Source organism: Thermogemmatispora onikobensis (assembly GCF_001748285.1).
Lineage (GTDB): Bacteria > Chloroflexota > Ktedonobacteria > Ktedonobacterales > Ktedonobacteraceae > Thermogemmatispora > Thermogemmatispora onikobensis.
In genome coordinates this window covers 131,075-149,335 of the sequence record NZ_BDGT01000005.1, presented here as the reverse complement: position 1 = coordinate 149,335, position 18,261 = coordinate 131,075, and the positions used below count along the sequence as shown (strand labels likewise).

The following is an 18,261-nucleotide window of genomic DNA, read 5'->3' as shown; positions in this document are numbered from 1 at the left end:
TAGCACCATCCCTGGTCAGCATTGCTCCTCTCTCAGATCCAACATGTGTGCAGCTCGCCCGTAGTCTACTACAGAGGAGACTCACCACCGGCCCGCCCTGGTCCAGCAGTACTGCGGCTGCCTCACGCGGGGCCGAGGCGGCGACCCGGAGCAGGCCAGCCGGCTCACCTTCCTCCTTCCGGCAGGACCAGCCCGGTGACCGGGCACCGGACCAGACCACCTGCCGCCAGCAGGCCAGCGAGCAAGATCAGCGCCGACCAGGCTAGGAGGGCTTCAGACCTCCACTGCCAAGCACAGAGAGCACGAAGCGGGCCGCATTGTCGGCAGCGCGGCGCTGGTTCTCAGCCTTGTTCTCGCGCTTATGACCGTCACCCCAATCGCAAATGGCCTTGACCACGATCCACTCGCAGCGCTCGCGCATGGCCGCCGCATAGAGGCCGGCACCCTCCATCTCGCCCCCGATGGCCTCGGGTTCGATGGCCAGCAACTGCTTGAGCAGGTCAGGATGATCGACGAGCTTCTCGCCACTCAGCAGCAAGCCGAAATGCGGCTCGGCCCCGTTCCAGTCTAGCTTTGCATCGCGGAAGCGGCTCAGCAGGCGCGGCGAGGCGGTGGCGCGGTCTCCACGCGGCACCAGAACCATTTCACCGTGGGCGCCGGAGCCAACGCGCTGCGGCTCGTAGCTCATGAGCTGCCGCGAGACCAGGATGTCGCCAAGTTGCTGCTCGTCGGGTCGCAGGCCGAAGGCGATCCCCACCATGATCACCGCTGCCGGCTTCAGAGAGCGAATGGCTTCGCTGACCGCCAGCGTCGCCCCGCCGGCGCCCAGGGTTCCCATCTCGGTGCGCAGCAGCCAGGTGGCAGCCCCACCGATCTCGCCTAAAAAGTAGTAGGTCTCGATCCGACCATACTGACGCTCGAAACGCGCGCCCCACTCACGCAGGGCAATCTCGCGCACAGCTCGCACCTCGACATCGGTGGCCGTCACGAGCAGAACATCGCAGCGCTGAGCGGAGAGCGTCGAGCCGCTGCGGCGACTCTCCGCCGTCTGGCTCCCGCCCGCCTGGGAGACAGGCCCAAAGGAGGTAGCCACAGGCGCTGCCGCCGGCCCAGGTCTCTCCTGCCCTCCTTCGCCGGCAGCCAGCTCCTCAGCCAGCATGCGAATTTGTAAGGCCAGATTTTTCAGCTCCTTTTCGCGCTGCGCCGGCGGGAGGGCGTGCAGCGCTCGCCCATTGGGAGGGAAAATGACCAGATCGGCAAACGGCTCTAGCTCGTAAGGGCATTCCCGCAGCTTCACAGGAAAGAGACGCACACGCCCAGGCTCACGCTGATGACGCTCCCAGGCAAGTTGCCGTAGCTCCGGGTAGAACGGATCATTGAGCAGATCGGGGCTTAAGAGCACCAAGATGATGTCTGCGGCGCTCAGGCGACGACGGAGTTCCTCACGCACCAGTTGCCCGGCACGGAGCTGCCGCGGCTCCCAGTCGTCGATCAGCCCGGCTGTGCGCAGCGGGCGGAGGAAGGTCTTCAGCTGATCGAGCAGGCGCTCATCGTCATCGCTGCGCGCGCAGAGATAGAAGAGGTTGACAGCCACGAATCACCTCGTTTTCTTCTTCGCAGGACCGTCTTCCAGAAACAGAAATTGTACAGCATAGCTATAAAGGAAGGAAAGCAGCAGAACGGGCCGGGTCTCACAGGCTCACATAGGCCCTCCCAGTCCGCCGCTCGGGCTCTCGCTTCTTGCAGCGTACTGGCTCACATTTTGATCACCTCATCCTGTCTAATCATTATATAGAACTATTGTACGCGAAGTATAGCCCGTTTTAAATCGATAGCCTGTTTGTCTAGGAATATCAGCAAGCTATTAAATACTGCTTGCTTGTTTACGACAACATATGATCAACAGTAGTGAGAATTGATGGCAATGCCATTTACAAGAGAGCAAGCGAAGTGTATTTTGGAGAAGAGCGATATGATTCAACGAGTTTGTGGACAATCAGAGGTGAAAGTAATCGACGGAGTGATGGCAACATGAGAGGATGACCTCCACGATTCTAGTAAAGCCGGATGTTGCAGCATATCTGAAGTAGGAAGATGGCATCTCTGATGGTGCAGAAAGGATTGCATCATGGGAGAGCACAAGGAAGAACAACGTGTACTGATCGTCACAGCCCTGTCACTAGAGGCCCGGGAAGTGCAGAGCCATCTGAGTTCCTTGAGCCGTCTCTTGCTTGCCACGGACAGCCAGTATGAAATTGGAGAGTTCCGGGACACCAGGGGGAGCTGCGAAGTGATCCTTAAGGAGAGTGGGCAGCTGAACAAGACCTGTTCAGCCGTGACAGCACGTGCTATTGTGGAAACCAGGCCAGGGTTGGCCATACTGATCGGCGTTGCCGGTAGTCTACGCGACGCGATCCCAGGCGACGTGGTTGTACCTGAGCTGATCTACGACTACGAATCGGGCAAGGTAGCCGAGCACTTTCTGCCTCGCCCACGTCCCCACCGTCCTGATGCGCATTTGCTTGATCTTGCTCGCAGCATCGCCCGTAGCGAGAGTTGGCTGCAGCGCCTCCCATCCATTCCTCAGCCGAGGCCTGCATGCTACACTAAACCGCTCGTTGCTGGCGACATCTTACTGACCTCCAAAGCTTCGGGCCTCTACCACTTTATCCGCACCTACTATAGCGATGCGGTTGCCGTGGCGATGGAGGACACCGGCTTCATGGAGGCCGCTTATCGGACCCAGACCCCGGCTATTGTAGTGCGAGGAATCTCCGATCAGCTTGACGACAAGCAAGAGCGCGACGCTCAAGGCTATCAGCGGCTGGCCATGTCCCATGCCTGTGCCTTTGCCTTCGAGCTGCTGTCTCAGTGGCTCCCCCCCAGTACCCAGCCAGCCCCTGAGACGCCGCCTGTCGGTCCCGAGTCCTCCACAACAGCTCTTCCATCCAACGCCACCCCTTTGCCAATCTTTCTGCAGCAGCTTCCTGCCCACAAGGGGCTACTCGGCGAGGCCCTGAATATGCTCTTGACTTCTCCTATGATCTATAAGGATCAATGTCGGCACTACTGCCAGCAACTCCAGAGACTGGCTACGCAGTTGCAACAGGTTTTGATGAACCCTCCCGCTGATCGCGCCCTGCGCCTGCGCCTCGATAATCTCGCTCAGGCCGTCAAGGAGCTTCAACAGGCTGTCGAGCACCTGCGTCAGTGCTGCCCTCCCGGAGACACTCGACAGGAGCAGCGCGCTTACCAGGGGGCCTTCCAGCAGACGTGCCACTCCCTTCAAAAGGCCCTGGAGTGCCTGGAGCGCCTGTCTGAGTCACAAGACAAGCGTCCTCTTTAAGGAGCTGTATCCCCTGGGTTATAATAAAACCCGTGGCCGCGGTTGGCCAGGGTTTTGATTACCCCAGGAGACTGCTCTCGCGTGAGCACACTCATGATGAACGACTCGCATATTTCCTTTTCTCCTGGCCAGAACGATGATGAGGTATGGACACACCAGTACTTACGCACCGTCAAAGATAGCTTTGAGGAAATCCGCGCTATTCTCCTCTATAAAGTCAATCAGCGAGAGATCGGGGTCGCTATCTTGAATGGCTTCGATCAAGAGCTACGCAGCATCTACGAGCAACTAGCCACGAATCCTATCCTCAAGGCTACCCTCAAAAATACTCACTCCCTCACCGAGGCCATCGATAAGGCAAAGATGAGCATTAATCTCGCTATAGATCTGCAAAATATGCGCCAGACGTATGAGAATCGGAAGCGTCTCTATCTCGAATATAAGAATATTGCGATTGCCCTCTCTAATGCCATCGATATCCTCGACGATGCTCTCTCTACCCCTATTTGAATATTTGTTCTATTTTTTTTAATGCATCCTTCACAAGGCTTATGGTAATATCATATCGATTCGAGGTTCCGCGTCGCAGATAAAGCAAGCAGACAGTGACCAGGGAGTGATCGAGAGCGGGAGACTCACCAGTGTCGGCGACAAGCATATGAGGAAAAGGCTGGACTTGTACGTCTATATAAGTGATGCGATCAATCGCCTTTGAGATTCCCGCTTGTCATGCTCAGGCAGGCTCTCTGCCGCTACGACTACTCAAGTCAGCGCACCTGAAGCGAGAGGAGGGAGGTTCGCTTTGAATGATACTGTTGGCAGGCCAGCGGAGCTGTCCTCCGCCCCAACGACGAGGCACTCGCTCGACCAGTTCCGTCAGACCCTGAATCATTATTGTGCTGTGATTGGACAGCAACAAGAGGCGCTTTCGTTAGAGTACCTTGCTCTGCGGAGCCAGGCCTGTCTCCAACTGGACCAGCGCCTGCGCCTGCAGCGCCTGCTAAGCCAGTATCATGAGCAGCTTCTATCGTTCCGTGGCCTGTTAGAGCAGCCTCAGCAGCTCCCCGATGAGATCGTTCCTCGTCGCTATCTACCCCTGCTCTTCCTACACAATGCCGAGGGCCAGACGCGCCATCTGCTCGATCTACTGATAGTGCTTCCGCCTGCTGAGCAAGAGCGCGCTCCGGCCCGGCAGCGCCAGCGTCAACTACAGACCTTCGTGCAGAGCTGGGAGCAGCTGCTCCACTCCTCCGAGGAGCTGACCTTTCATACGCGCGCGCTCTGTGACCAGACGCGCTTTCTGCTGCGCCGTTTCAGCTGCGAAGCGAGGGGGGATACAGCCCCCCAACCGGCTGACGGCGATCAGGCCGCTTCAGATCGCTCCGATTCCGCTCATTCTTCAGATCAGTCTACTGAGCCATCCTCATCCGTTCCACCTGACCAGTGCGAGAGCCAGTCTGGCCTGGATACTCACGGGTGCTAGGCGCCAGGACCTGCCCTTGCATTGAGGGAGCCGGCGCGCGAAAATAAGAGGTATGGAGTACCGCACACTTGGACGAACTGGCTTACGGGTCTCACGCCTCTGCCTGGGCACCATGCAATGGGGCTGGACGGTCGATGAGCCAACAGCCTTCGCTATCATGGATGCCTTCGTTGAGCGCGGAGGCAATTTCTTCGATACCGCCGATCTCTATACGCGCTGGATTCCGGGCAAGCGCGGCGGCGAGTCCGAGGAGATCATTGGGCGCTGGCTGCGTGCACGCGGCAATCGCAGTCAGGTGGTGATTGCCACCAAGGTCTATCATCCGATGGGCGAGGGACCAAACGACCGCGGCCTCTCGCGCAAGCACATTATAGAGGCCGTTGAGGCCTCGCTACGCCGCTTACAGACCGACTATCTCGATCTCTATCTGGCTCACGCCTTCGACGCGGAGACGCCGATTGAGGAGACGTTGCGTGCCTTCGACGATCTGCAGCGCAGCGGCAAGGTACGCTATATTGGCGCTTCCAATTATCCGGCCTGGCGCCTGGTCGAGGCGCTCTGGTGCGCGCGCTATGAGCGCACGGCCCGCTATGAGGTGTTGGAACCACACTACAATCTGGTTCATCGCGCCGAGTTTGAGCAGGAGCTACAGACGATCTGCCTGCAGTATGGCCTTGGCGTGATCCCTTATAGCCCCCTGGCTGGTGGCTTCCTCGGCGGCAGCTACCGCCGCGGCGAGGGCCGCCAGAGTGCGCGCGCTGCCGCTGTCCTGGGGCGCTACGATCAAGAGCAGGCCTGGCGCACCCTGGAAACGGTCCAGGCTGTCGCCGAGGAGACCCAGGCTACGCCCGCAGCGGTGGCCCTGGCCTGGCTGCTGGCGCAGCCGGCGGTGACCGCGCCGATTATCGGCGCCAGCCAACCGGCTCATCTGGAGGACGGCTTTGCCGCTCTGACGCTCCAGCTCGCGCCGGAGCAGTTGGCTCGCCTGAGTACGGTCTCACAGGGCCTCTAGCCTGCTCTGCTCGCCTCGCTCAGCCGGGCGCCTTAACGCCTCATCTATCTACCAGAACAAGAGGGCAGGCCCTCGTCTCATCCTGATCCCATGCCTCGCCGCCCTGCGGCTCGTCGTCCGACTGGGTAACCAGCTCCCAACGGTGGCCAGGCAGTGGATACGGGGATAAGATGAGGGCCTGCCTTGCTCTACTGCGCCTGCTTCTCTTCTTCTTTCTGAACAAGCAGGGAGATTGGCCGTTCCCCGGTGAAGGAGGCTCTGCTCTGCGCTCTGCAGGTCTTTTTCGGTTTCTCAGCAGTGGACTCCGATGGCTTGCCCAGCCTTTCTTCGGCGCTCCCTATTCTGCTTGTCCGGATCTTCTCTTAGCCGCGACCGACGCCGCTGCTGGCCACAAAGGGGACGCGCTGTTCGACGCCGGCGTCCTCGGTGCTCACCTCATGATAGCGATAGCTGTTCCCTTCGGTGGGGCTGAGATAGCCAGCGTCCTGGACCACCTGGGGGGCGTCGGCTACCGTGGCGATGAGCACGGGCGTGAAAGCCCAGTTATCAGCAGGGCTTAGGCCGCCGATGACGCGCCCAAGGGCGCGATGCTCGGCCTCAATACAGGCGATCTGCCCGGCCACCTGAGCGAGATCGGGCCGCCCCATCGCGGCAAACTCTTTGATGGCTGCCAGGAAGGCCGAGTCAAAGACCCCCTCTAGCTGCTGTTGGGTCTCAATAAAGGTTTTGAGGTCGCTGAAGGTCTGGGCCCCTTTGGGGAAGCTGAAGGTGTCAGCCAGCGACTGGCCTCCGTTGGCTGTGAAAAACTGCTGGTGGATCTGCTCTTCGACCAGGGCCGCCTTGAGATAGGCCAGATCGTCGCCGCTGAGGCCCAGCGCACTGGCATTGGCGATGCCGTTGCTGTAGAAGGTAACGGCCAGTTGTTCGGCTGTGCGGGCGATCGAGAGAATCTGCGTGACGGCATCATCGATGGTGATGAGCCGCTCGGACAGCGCTCCCTGAGCCCGCACCGCCAGCGGCCTGGCGCCGCTCTCAAACAGGGCCAGGCCACCGGCGGCCAGCCCCAGGCCAACAGTGGCCCTCTGGAGAAAGCGCCGACGCCCTTGCGCCTTGCGCGGAGAGCTACGATCGATAGAGGTCTGCATGGCGATGGACTGATCCTTTCTGTAAAGCTTGAGCTAGAGCTTGCTCGCGTTTTCCGGCTACCTCCACAATCCACCGCCTCCTCTCCTCACAGTTCCACTCTAGCAGGCTCTCTAAGAAAAGGATCTACATCTATCGATTCCAGCGAGGGGCGCAGGGCGCGAGGTCAGGTCAGGGACGCGGCGGCAGCTCCCGCTCGTCGCCGTAGAAGAGGGCCAGTGTCAGGCCAAAGGCCAGATGGCGCAAGAGGTTCTGCCCAAAGGAGGGCCAGGTCGCCAGGCGCGGGAGCTGGCCACGGCGAATGAGCGGATGCAGGCGGTCGGCCAGGGGCGTGAGCCACCAGACTGAGGCCAGAAAGCCTTCGCCGAAGAGGAGTCCCTTGAGCCAGATCGGGCCGGGCAGGCGCGGCCTGACCAGAGCGGCATAGATTTCGCCCAGCAGGACCCCATTGAGGAGATGGAGGCCCCAGGCCAGGAAACGGCGACCGTCAGACCGTTTCGCTCCTCCCCCGAGCAGGCCCTCAATGAAACGCACATCGCTGAAATGGTTGCCGCTGAGACGCTGATCCAGGGCCATCACAAGGCTGTAGACGCCAGTGGCCAGGAGGCCGGCCAGCGCCGCCCGCCCAGGACGCCAGGTCGGTGGACGACGTTCAACAAGCTCTTGCATCGTTTCTCGCTCCTTCCCTTCTCCTCACCCGGCAGGGCGCAGCCGCTCCCGCTGGTCGGCCAGCACCAGCCGCGCCGTATGCGCTCCACTGCTGAGGGCCCCGTGGATGCTGCTCGAATGCAGGTATTCGCCGGTTAGATAGAGGCCCGACTCCCCACTGCGCGCCTCCGGCAGATGGGCGAAGATGCCCGGCGGCTGGGCAAATTGAGCGAAGGGCAGGCGATAGACGGCCAGCAAGCGCCACCCACTCAGGTCGCGCTCTGGGAACCAGACAGCCAGCTCCTGTAGAGCGTGCTGAGCCAGCCGCTCATCATCTTCTTCAGCCTGGGTCGCTTCATCCAGGATGGTGACCGAGAGCAGGTGCTGCCCCGGCGGAGCGTACTGCGGAACAATATTGGTGAGCTGCACAGCATGGTTGACCAGGCCGCCAGGCTCGCAGTTGAGCAGCAGGACCGGCTCGTCGTAAAGCGACTGGGGACCTGCGAAGTAGAGGCAGGTGCAGCCGCGGCCTGCAGTTGGTAAGGACAGGCCGGTAAGATGGGCTGCCGTCGGGCTAGCGGTGGCGATCACGACGGCCGCGGCCTGCAGCTCCTCGCCGCTCTCCAGACGCACGCCCGAGATCCGCCCGTCCTCACGCAGTAAGGCCACAACACGCGCACCCAGACGCAGACTGCTCGCTGGCAGAGAGGCGGCCAGCTGGGCCGCGATCGCCTCCATACCCTCCTCCGGTAAGACTATATCGCCGCTCGCCAGCATGCGCCAGACAAAGCGGAGCATGCGCGCGCTGGTCTGCAGCTCTCGATCGAGAAAGATGCCGCCGAAGAAGGGCCGGGCGAAGTGAGCGATGAAGCCCTCGCGGCTAAAGCCCCAATGGCGCAGGTACAGCTCGCTGGTCTCGTCAAGCGTGGCCACGGGCCAGGCCGCCGGGCTTTCCACAGAGACCGTCTGCAGGATCGTGCGCGTCAGGCGCAGGACGCGCCACTTGTCGGTCAGCGGAATGAGGGGGTTACTGGTAGAGGCAGCCAGCCAGCCAGGCTGGCGTCGCGGATCAGCCAGCGGATAGCGTCGGCCCCCTTTGACCAGCAAGGCCCCGGGCAGGAAACGTCTCGGTCTGAGCGCAGCGAGATCAAGCTCGCGCTGCACGGCGGGATAGGCAGTAAACAAGACCTGGAAGCCCCGGTCGAGAAGAAAGCCCTCGGGATGGCGATCGGTACTGACGCGGCCCCCGGGCCGGTCGGCGGCCTCCAGTACCAGGACGCTCAGCCCGGCGCGACTCAGGTGGCGGGCGCAGGTCAGGCCGGCCAGACCGGCACCGACAACGATGATCATGGTGACGCCTCTCTCCTTTCTCCATCAGCAGGCAGCGCGATCGCTGCTTTACCACACCTGAATTAAGCACGTGAAGGCGCCCGGCTAAGAGTCACCTCAGCCTTGCAGATCGCTGCCCTCGCCGGCTCCGGGCAGGGGTCCAGCAGCGATCAGGCCCAGTTCCTGACGCAAGCGCAACAGGGCCAGGTCCTTGGCTTTGCACTCAAGCATGACATCATAGTCAGACCAGGGAACGGCAGCGAGAAAGGCCCGGAAGCGATCGACATTGATATACTCGCTGTGGGCACCCGGACGCTTGCCAGGGTCCTGTTCGGCGTAGTGCAGCTTGGGCCGGCGCCGGCCCCAGGTCGTCAGGATGCGTTCCCAGGGCAGGCGCTCCAGCGGCGTCTCCGCGCCACCGTTGAGGGCATGATGCAGGTTGTCAACCACCAACGGCAGGCCACTCGCCTCGCAGATCGGCAGGAGCTGCCTCACCGACCAGCAGCGCTCATCGTTCTCCAGGCGCAGCCGCCGGCGCACACGCTCCGGTAGCTCATCGATGTGAGCCAGGATGCGCCGCAGCGTGGCGGCGCGGTCGCCGTAGACACCACCACCATGCAGGATGATATCACCTTCGAGGCCGAGTCGCTCCATGACCTCAGCATGATAGCAGAGGTCGCGATAGCTGCTCTGCCAGACGGGGCCATCGGCAGAGATGAGCGTATATTGACCAGGGTGCATCGACAGGCGCATCCTGCCCGCGCGAGCCAGCTGCCTCACTTCGGCAACCCGGGCCGGATCAAAGCGGATCTGCTCTAGCGCCACCTCGGGATGAGAGCCAAGCGGCACCAGATCTGAGGAGATGCGAAAGACGCTGATACCCTGAGCCAGGTTCCAGCGCAGGATGGCCGCGAGGAGCGCCAGGTTCTCATCGACCAGGGCCTGGAGATAGGCAAGGCCGCGCTCGCGCAGGGTGGCCAGGCGCAGACTGCGCATCTTCCCCCCCAGCGAGAGGTTCACACAGGCATAGCCAAGTCTCATGCCGCTCCTTTTCCTCCCCATACGGGCGGGCGACCAGGCTCACAACTCTCCTTCAAGCACGGCATGCCAGGTCCTCCCGCACAAGACGAGCCGTAATGGCGGCGGAAAGCAGGACGCCCGGGATGCCCGCCCCGGGATGGGTGCCAGCGCCCACAAAGTAGAGGCCCCCAACCTGGGCAGCGCGGTTATGTGGACGGAAGTAGGCCGATTGGAAAAGCGTCGGCTCCAGCGAGAAGGCCGCGCCCAGATGACTGCGCAGTTCAGTGGCAAAGTCGAGGGGCGTAAAGCGCTGCTCGTAGACGATGCTGGCACGCAGTCCGTGCAGGCCCGCCTGCTCTTCCAGATAGCGCAGGATGCGCTCGCGGAACGCCAGCGTCTCGCGCTGCCAGTCGACACCGTGCCCAAGATGGGGCACCGGCGCCAGCACATAGAGGCTCTCGCCACCAGACGGGGCCAGCGTGGCATCGGTGCGGGTCGGCGTGTGCAGATAGAGCGCCAGATCATCCGGCAGACCCTGGCCGTCAAAGAGCTGCTGGATCATCTCCCGATAGTCGTGGGGCATAAAGATGGTGTGATGGCGCAACTGCGGGTACTGCTGCTTCAGTCCCAGGTAGAGCAAGAAGCAGCTCATCGAGTAGCGAGCCTGCTCCAGGCGACGCACCAGCCCTCGGGGGCGTACTTCGGCGGGGAGCAGGCGCAGATAGGTGGTGGCGACGTCGCTATTGGCCACCACCGCCTCGGCCTGCAGGAGAGCGCCGTCGGCCAGTAACACGCCCCAGACCTGCCCGGCGCGCACCAGGATGCGCTCCACGGGCTGGCCGCAGCGCAGCTCGCCGCCTAGCGAGGTGAAGAGGCGCGTCATGGCCTCGACGAGCGCATACATTCCCCCGGGTACGAAGTGGACGCCACCCAGGCGCTCCAGATAGGGAACAATGCTGTAGATAGCGCTGGCCCGGAAAGGGTTCCCGCCGATGAAGAGGGGATGGAACGAGAAGACCATGCGCAACTGCGGATGGCGGAAGTAGCGCGAGACAAAGCGGTAGACGCTGCGGTGGGCCCCCAGGCGCACCAGCTCCGGGGCCACGCGCAGAAAATCGCTCAGGCGCAAGAACGGCTCGCCGGCCAGCTCGGCAAAGGCCCGCCGGTAGATGCGTTCCGTCGCCGTCAGGAAGGCGCGATAGCCGGCCACGTCGCGTGCTTCAAAGCGGGCGATTTCGGCTTCGTCTGCAGCGGGGTCGCCCCAGTAGTCGAAGTGATTGCCGTCGGCAAAGCCGATGCGATAGAAGGGGCGCAACGGCACCAGGGTCAGGTCGTCGTCCAGATGGCGCCCGGCAGCCTGCCAGAGATCCTGCAGGAGCCAGGGCGCGGTCAGCAGACTTGGCCCCATGTCGAAGGTGAAACCCTCGGCCTTGAGCTGGTAGGCCCGCCCCCCAGGCTGGGAACGCGCCTCGATCAAGATGACCTGGGCCCCGGCGGCCTGCAGACGAATGGCCGCCGCCAGGCCGCCGAAACCGGCCCCAATGACAATCACTCGCGGGCGTGCGCCGCTTCCCCCCGCCGGCAGCCTGTTAGCAGCGGATGTCACGCTGGAGCGACTGCTCATGAGTGCAACATCTCCTTTCCGGGAAAGAGGCTCAGGCCCAGCCCCTGGTCGTGATCAAGCCCTGAGAGCACCCGCACGCAACTCTCGAGCGCACTCATGAATTGGGCAGTGTCGGCGTAGAGGCGACGGAAGAGGGGCGCCCCCAGGCGCAGGGTCAGCGATGGCGGGCGTGTCTCGCTCCAGATGATACCTGCCGGAACCACTGGAATGCTGCTTCCGCTCGCGCGCTCGGCCAGCTCCACGAGACGGGCCAGGCCGGGCCGGAACGGGAGCAGGGCCTGCTCCGGGGAGCGCGGTGAGGGCTGAGGATCAACCACAGGATAACCCTCGGGGAAGATGACCAGCAGGTCGCCGCGAGAGAGCAGGGCCTGGGCCTGACGTAAGGCCCGACGTAGATAAGGAGCGACCTCGCCCATACGGTAGGCACTGATGGCAGCACCTTGCTCCTCGGAGCGCAGGCGCTCAGGACGTAAGATGACTGGCCAGCCGGCCAGAGCACAAAGCAGCTCCATGAGCTGACGCTGCCAACGGCTGCGCGCCCAGTCGAGGGCGACCAGAATGTGCACCGGACGCGGGATCACCCGCAAAAGCAGGCAACCATCGTAGAGATGGTGATAGTGGCGAGCGGCGACAATGACCGGACCGCGGGCCGGCAGGTACTCGCGTCCCTCGACAATGATGCGCAGCCGGCGACGCCAGAGCAAGAGGGCTGCCCCGGCACGTATGACCAGACGGGTAATCCTCCGCAGCAGGGCCGGCCCTTCTGCCCGGCTGTGCGCTTCAAAGCCACGGCTCCCTTGCGGGGCCTGGGCCAGATCTGGGGCCAGCCCAGCCTGCTCCGAGAGCGTCGGTACAGCGGTTCCACTTCCGCGCTCGCCTCCTTCGCTGCCATCGCGGCGTAGCACCAGGGCCGCCGGTAGTATGCCCAGCAAGAGGCCCAGCAGCGGCGGCAGCCAGAGACCCACGCTCAGATCGAGGACAATGGCAAAGAGGGTATTGGCCGCATAGATGCCAAAGGGCAGCCAGGCCACGCCCTTCAGACGGCCTTCTTCGAGATCGCTGCGCCAGAGCAGGCGACTGACCCCCATATAGAGCAAGCCAGTGACCGACCAGCCCACCAGATTTTGGACGGGCATGCCGAAGTAGGCGCCGCGTACTCCCCACTGCCAGAAGTGCAGAGGCAGCCGCTCGCTGGCCATCGCCGGATCAAGCGTCAGGTCCCAGACGGTCAGCAGGTAGGCACCCAGCAGCACAGTCCACAGGCCACGCCCTCGCTGGCCGACGCCTTGAGCGCGACGGGTCAGGAGCAGATGGGCCAGCAGAAAGGAGGAGAAGCCCATGTAGAACCAGGAGAGCGGGATCGAATAGGGAACGTGATCAAGGATCTTGAAGCCCAGAAAACTGTTGTAGGAGTAGGGGCCGAAGGGAAAGCCGGTCGAGGTTCCGATCAGCTCTATGCTGAGCGAGATCAACGTCGAGGCGGCGAAGAAGATCAGGGTGCGGCGTACCCCCACCACCCGCAGCCCAAACAGGAGCACCGTGGCCGCCCCAAAGAGGATGTGCAGCGAACCGGCATAGTTGATGCCGAAGCTGAAGACCGAGACCAGCAGCGGGCTAAAACTCCACAGTTCGGGATGGGGCAGGGCGATCAATAGCCCGGCGAGACCGAAGATGAGCGCCGCCAGATGGCAAATAAAGAGCACCTTTACGGCTTTCATGCAATACCTCCAGGAGCGTTTCCACGGATGACGAGGCGTCCGCGCCAGCGATGACGACGCCGCAGGGCCTGGCGGCCCAGCTGCAGCGTCACGACCAGGTCGCAGAGCGGAGAGAGCCAGTAAGTCCAGGGTGGACGACGATAAGCACGACGCATGCCCACCAGGGCCCCGAGACGGAGCAGCAGCAGCCCGGTATTCAGGCCCAGCATGGCGACGAGCAGCCAGAGCGAAGCCTGCCGCCAGCGCCTGCGCCCGGCGACCAGCGTGCCCGCGAGCAGGCAGAGCAGGGGGAGAGGCAGAGCCTGGACCAGCAAGACCTCCAGCCAGCCGAGGCAGGTATGCCAGGCGGGACTGAGATGATCATGCAGAGGCAAGGAGCGCGTCCAGTTCTGCCAGGCTTCGCGCGCCGTGCGATACATCTCGACGGAAGCCAGGCTCCCCCCTTCGACGAAGGCCAGGCGTCGACCGCCCTGCACCAGCAGGCGCGCTAAGGTGATGTCCTCACAGAGCGAGTAACGCAAGGGGGCAAAGCCCCCACAGGCAGCCAGGGCCTCGCGCTGCACCAGAAAGCATTGGCCATTAGCCTGGACGCGCAGCCTATCGACCGGCCCCTCATACACCACGCCCGGCAGGCCGTAGCGGTAGACGAGGGTGGCCAGTAGCGAGGGATGGAGCAGGCCCAAGAGCGGCGCCGGCGGCAGCTCCTGCTCCGTGGCCAGGCTGAGGGCCGCCAGCCCGTCGCGGCTGGCGCGGGCCAGCAGTGCGCTCACCAGGCCCGGCCCTGGTCGCACGTCGGCATCAATGGTCAGCACCCAGGGGAAGGTAGGCGGAAGTGCACGCCAGCCGGCTTCCAGACCCCAGACCTTGCCATTCCAGCCGTCAGGAATCGGGGCAGCGGAGAGCAGGCGCAGACGGCGATCGCGCCGGGCATAGGCAGAGATCAGCTCGTCCGTCCCATCTTCGGAGCCGCCATCGATGACCAGGATCAGCCCAACCTCTGGCCCTTGGGTGAGCAGGCCCTCCAGACAGGGGGCCAGGCGTTCGCGCTCGTTGAGCACAGGCACCAGCACCGCCACGCTGGCCTGCGCGGCGGCATCAGCATGAGGCGAAGAGAGAGCCGTCGGGCGCTGGCCGCCGGTGCTGCGCAACCAGCGGCGGATCACGCGCAGGGCCAGCACCAGCTGCCCTGCTGAGAGCGCGCCCAGCCAGCCCATCCATAGTAGCTTACGGCTCATCCTCAAGGCTCACCTCCAACCCGAAAGCCCCGAGCTGCTCACCACGGCGCCAGAGGCGATCGAGGGTCAGAGCAAGCATGGCCTCGCGCAGCTTCTCCGTCAGGGTTGTATGGGCGCGTGCGCGCAGCACATCGTAGTCGTGCTGCTCAATGGCGTGCAAGATGCGCCGGTAGAGACGCCCGGCCAAGAGAATCGGCAGGCGGCGATCGGGCGGCAGGAGCCAGACCCCGGGCAGGCTTTGGGCATAGCAGAGATGGGTTCGTGCCACCTCGTAGCGCATGAGATCTCGGAAGGCCGCATCTGGCCCCTGACCAGTATCGAGCAGTTGCTGCAAATGAGAGCGGGAGAGACCGAAGCGGGTCAGGTCCTCCAGAGGCAGATAGAGGCGTCCTTTGCGCAGGTCGCCCCCGACATCGCGCAGGATATTGGTCAGCTGCATGGCGATCCCGAGGCCCTCCGCCGCCGCCAGTGCTCCCTCGGAAGTCGCGCCGAGCACGTGGGCCAGGGCCAGCCCAACAGTCCCGGCCACACGATAGCAATAGGCCCGCAAACGGGAGAAGCTGGCGAATTCGCGCGGCCACAGATCCCAGTGCAGCCCCTCTAGAAAATCCAGGAAGAGCGTGCCAGGTACTCCGTAGCGCTCTATCACCTGCGTCAGGCGGCTCCCGAGCGGCTCGCGCGGAGCCGTTCCCTGGCGGTCGGCCAGGAACCAGGCCCGCCAGGCACGCAACTCTTCGGCGATGGCACGCGGCTCCTCCTCCGGCCCACGCTCGTCGACCAGATCGTCGAGCGTGCGGAAAAAGGCATACAGAGTCACAAACGAGGGACGTAGCTCCCCGGGCAGGAAGCGTGCCGCGAAATGGAAGGTTCTCCCGTGGTGCGCAAGCAGGGCCTCCTCTTGGGCTTCACTCGCTGCAGCGGCGGGTACAGAACAGAGTGAGGAAGTGCTAGCAAGCTCCTCTGGCTCTGGAGGTCCAGCTGAAGCCGAAGACGCCCCCTCTCTCTGAAAGCTCGGTTTAACCACGCGCATAGCGGCTATCTGCTCCTCTCCAGCCGGCCCGGCCTTCTCCTGTTCGGCCAGGCCAGACCAGGCCAGGCCAGAACTGGCCCCAGTCCATGCCTGGCTCAGCCGACGACAGGAGGCGGAGCAGCCGAGAGCTTCTTCCCAGGTCTGTCAGGCAGGGGACAGACTGGCAGCGGCGAGGGAAAGGGCAAAATCCGCCTGGGGAAGAGCGCGACGGCGACAGGCCGGGCAAGCATCATGGGCATAGCGAGCGTCATACGCTCCTGATCCTTTCCATATGACGCTCCGCCCGGCCCATTCTAGTAACAGCTCTTTGGCCCTTCGGGATGCCGCGCGCGCTGGAGCCTGCCAGCGCGCAGGGCGAGCCCACACGCAGAGCGCTGGGTGAACGGCCCGACCCACCAGGCAGGTTCCGCCCCATCAGGAGCCAGGAGAGCTGGCAGCAGTCGGCACTGGCGCTAACAGCTGCAGTGCACGCTGGCCGCTGGCCGCTATGTGGACAAGCAGCAGACGCCCATCGCGTAACCAGAACGGGAAGAGCTGGCGTGCGCCGGCCTCCGGCTGCGGCAGCACAATAGGCGAACCAGAGAAGATGTGGACGTGGAGGCGTCCGTCGTCGCTGTAGACCAGGGCGCGCCCATCGGGCGACCAGCTCCAGCCATCTAGCTCTCCCTGCAGCGGGAGACTGAGCAGTGGACGCCCGTCGGGGATCGCCAGGGTCGTCAGCAGCGTGTGACCTGCCGCGTCGCGCCGTGCATAGGTGAGGCGCTGGCTGTCGGGCGACCAGCCAAAGCTGGTGATGGTGAAGTCGCCGATGGGCACCAGCGCTGTCACCTGACTACTAGCGTGGTTCATCAGATAGATGGCGCGCCCTGGGCCATTCAAGCCTTCGTTGCTGACGAGCAAGGCCAGATAGCGCCCATCGGGGGACCAGGCCAGGTGCTGGACGGTCAGGCGCAGGTTCATGGTGGCCAGGAGCTGCGTCGGATGCCCGCCGCGCGTCGTTTGCCAGAGCTGGGTTTGCCCGTTCGCCCCAGTGACATAGGTGATGGTCGTACTGCCCGCGCCAGGGGTCCAGGTAGCGGCCAGAGCAGCCTCACCCAGCGGGTACATATACTGACCATAGGGCACAAGCGCCAGCAGCGGCTGCTCAGCCCCGGGCGGCGTCACCACGGTGACCAGGGCCGTGCCATCTGGCGACCAGGCGGCGTCGTGAGCCTCACGCATCGCCAGCAGTTGACTTCCTACAGGATCGCTCAGGCTGGCGGTATACATTACTCCGGGGTCGCGTCCATCCTGGATCACCAGATGGTGGCCCGTGGGATCGACGGCTACCAGGCGCCCACCCTGGGCTAGCGCTGGTGGGGCCGCCAGGGTCTGCACTACCTGGTAACGCACCCCATTGGCCAGCGGCGGCGCTGGTGGTGTCTGCGGCAAGAACAGCAGCAGTACGAGCACAAGGCAGAGCAGTAGTGTCAAGGTCGCCGCCAGGGCCAGAACCAGGCGCGAGCGGCGGCGGGTGCGCTGGTCGCGGCGCTCAGGAGCACGAGGGGGTAGCCCACTGAGGATGCGCGCACGCAGCTCGGGAGAGAAGTGAATATGGGCGGCCTGCTCCTGCAGGGCGCGCCGAATGACCTCCCCCAGGAGAACATCATCCCCAGGGGTCCGATGATTGACTCGCTCCCGCTCCTCGGCCCCCTGCCGCCCGCGGCGCTCTGCCGACTGGGCAGACTGGTCCGTCGGCAGCTCCTCGCTCGGCTGCGGCTCGTGAGGCGCATCACTCATGCTGTTCCTCCCTCCCTGAAGCGATCTGAGACGGGGGCTCATCGGCACCGGCGGCCTCTTCTTCTGCCGCTGGCCGCTCCTGAGATCTGATCTGCAAGAGGCGGCGCATCTTCTTGAGCGCCAGCTGCAGGCGCTTGCGCAGGGTGTTTTCGGCTACCCCGAGCATGGCGGCGATCTCCGGCATGGTTAGACGATGGTAATAGAAGAGAACCAGCACCGCGCGTTGTTTGACAGGGAGGCGCTGCAAGGCCTCTACCACGTCCAGCCAGTCCTCGATCCGTCCCTCGCGCTGTGTCGCCTTCTGTAGCAGCTGCTCCTGCTCTTCGCCCGTGAGACGCTCACGCAACAGCGCCGCTTGACGCGCAAGCTGGCGCTTGAGGCTAATCGCCTGGTTCACCAGGATCTTGAGCAGCCAGGAGCGCAAAAGCGCCGGGTCGCGCAAGGTCGCCATGTTCTTCCAGGCGAGAAAGAAGGTCTCCTGGACCAGATCCTTTGCTCCTTCCTCATCCTTGACTAACAAATACGCTGTGCGCAAGAGCAGCCCCCCATAGGTATCAACGATGCGCGCAAAGGCCTCTTCATCGCCGGCGAGGCAGCGCGCCACTAGCTCCCTCTCCCACGAGGAGCCAGGGACATCTTCCGCCTGACCCGCTTGACCCGGACGCTCCGCTGGCGACAGCGATTCTATTCCTTCCGCCCCCGTCTCTCCAGCAGGCGACCCCAACCGGCTGTCTCTCTCCACTCCAGATGGTTCCTGTGACACAATGTGTACCTCTCGTTCCTCACATGGCGGCCCCCCGGCCCCATGTTTGTCTTCCTCTTCGGTGGCTTCTCTGATCCAGGTGTTCCATTCTCAGGACGTGCAGAAGATGGCGAATAGGTAATCAGGCGGCG

At 63.4% G+C, this 18,261-nt stretch carries 15 protein-coding genes; 4 read left to right on the top strand and 11 right to left on the bottom strand.

Translation table 11 applies throughout. The annotated features are described in order from the left end of the window. Positions 1–262 precede the first annotated feature (262 nt). Positions 263–1,594, bottom strand: coding sequence for a phosphorylase family protein (locus tag BGC09_RS03870; RefSeq protein ID WP_069802290.1), 1,332 nt, complete (start codon positions 1,592–1,594; stop codon positions 263–265). 534 nt (positions 1,595–2,128) lie between these two features. Between BGC09_RS03870 and BGC09_RS03865 the strand changes: the two genes are divergently transcribed. From BGC09_RS03865 to BGC09_RS03850, 4 genes are all read left to right on the top strand, one after another. Further along, a complete protein-coding gene (locus BGC09_RS03865) occupies positions 2,129–3,346 on the top strand; it encodes a 5'-methylthioadenosine/S-adenosylhomocysteine nucleosidase family protein (protein ID WP_069802288.1) in 1,218 nt (405 codons plus the stop codon). Positions 3,347–3,427: 81 nt separating this feature from the next. Next, positions 3,428–3,856: a hypothetical protein gene (locus BGC09_RS03860; protein ID WP_141727621.1), complete on the top strand. Its 429-nt coding sequence runs from the start codon at positions 3,428–3,430 to the stop codon at positions 3,854–3,856. A gap of 292 nt (positions 3,857–4,148) precedes the next feature. After that, the gene (locus BGC09_RS03855) at positions 4,149–4,829 is read left to right on the top strand and encodes a hypothetical protein (protein WP_069802284.1); all 681 of its coding nucleotides are present in this window, start codon (positions 4,149–4,151) and stop codon (positions 4,827–4,829) included. A gap of 52 nt (positions 4,830–4,881) precedes the next feature. Continuing rightward, the gene (locus tag BGC09_RS03850) at positions 4,882–5,841 is read left to right on the top strand and encodes an aldo/keto reductase (protein WP_069802282.1); all 960 of its coding nucleotides are present in this window, start codon (positions 4,882–4,884) and stop codon (positions 5,839–5,841) included. Between the two features lie 362 nt (positions 5,842–6,203). Here BGC09_RS03850 and BGC09_RS03845 read toward each other — a convergent pair whose 3' ends face one another. The 10 genes from BGC09_RS03845 to BGC09_RS03800 all read right to left on the bottom strand — a co-directional run bounded on the left by BGC09_RS03845 (position 6,204) and on the right by BGC09_RS03800 (position 18,109). After that, positions 6,204–6,986, bottom strand: coding sequence for a ferritin-like domain-containing protein (locus BGC09_RS03845; RefSeq protein ID WP_069802280.1), 783 nt, complete (start codon positions 6,984–6,986; stop codon positions 6,204–6,206). Between the two features lie 169 nt (positions 6,987–7,155). Further along, positions 7,156–7,653: a hypothetical protein gene (locus tag BGC09_RS03840; RefSeq protein ID WP_069802278.1), complete on the bottom strand. Its 498-nt coding sequence runs from the start codon at positions 7,651–7,653 to the stop codon at positions 7,156–7,158. 24 nt (positions 7,654–7,677) lie between these two features. After that, positions 7,678–8,982, bottom strand: a complete 1,305-nt coding sequence (locus BGC09_RS03835; RefSeq protein ID WP_069802276.1) for an NAD(P)/FAD-dependent oxidoreductase — start codon at positions 8,980–8,982, stop codon at positions 7,678–7,680. Between the two features lie 96 nt (positions 8,983–9,078). Next, positions 9,079–10,002: a UV DNA damage repair endonuclease UvsE gene (gene uvsE, locus BGC09_RS03830; protein ID WP_069802274.1), complete on the bottom strand. Its 924-nt coding sequence runs from the start codon at positions 10,000–10,002 to the stop codon at positions 9,079–9,081. Between the two features lie 52 nt (positions 10,003–10,054). Continuing rightward, a complete protein-coding gene (gene crtI / locus BGC09_RS03825) occupies positions 10,055–11,605 on the bottom strand; it encodes a phytoene desaturase family protein (RefSeq protein WP_069802272.1) in 1,551 nt (516 codons plus the stop codon). After that, the gene (locus tag BGC09_RS03820) at positions 11,602–13,323 is read right to left on the bottom strand and encodes a carotenoid biosynthesis protein (RefSeq protein ID WP_069802270.1); all 1,722 of its coding nucleotides are present in this window, start codon (positions 13,321–13,323) and stop codon (positions 11,602–11,604) included. The genes crtI and BGC09_RS03820 overlap by 4 nt, the downstream gene beginning before the upstream one ends. After that, entirely contained in the window at positions 13,320–14,558 is a 1,239-nt protein-coding gene (locus BGC09_RS03815) for a glycosyltransferase family 2 protein (RefSeq protein WP_084657911.1), read from the bottom strand. The genes BGC09_RS03820 and BGC09_RS03815 overlap by 4 nt, the downstream gene beginning before the upstream one ends. Continuing rightward, complete coding sequence (locus BGC09_RS03810) at positions 14,548–15,588, bottom strand: phytoene/squalene synthase family protein (protein WP_069802266.1); 1,041 nt, start codon at positions 15,586–15,588, stop codon at positions 14,548–14,550. The genes BGC09_RS03815 and BGC09_RS03810 overlap by 11 nt, the downstream gene beginning before the upstream one ends. Before the next feature lie 414 nt (positions 15,589–16,002). Then, positions 16,003–17,367, bottom strand: a complete 1,365-nt coding sequence (locus BGC09_RS03805; protein WP_069802264.1) for a TolB-like translocation protein — start codon at positions 17,365–17,367, stop codon at positions 16,003–16,005. Beyond that, positions 17,360–18,109, bottom strand: a complete 750-nt coding sequence (locus tag BGC09_RS03800; RefSeq protein WP_170293277.1) for an RNA polymerase sigma factor — start codon at positions 18,107–18,109, stop codon at positions 17,360–17,362. Before BGC09_RS03800 ends, BGC09_RS03805 begins: the two co-directional genes overlap by 8 nt. Positions 18,110–18,261: the final 152 nt, after the last annotated feature.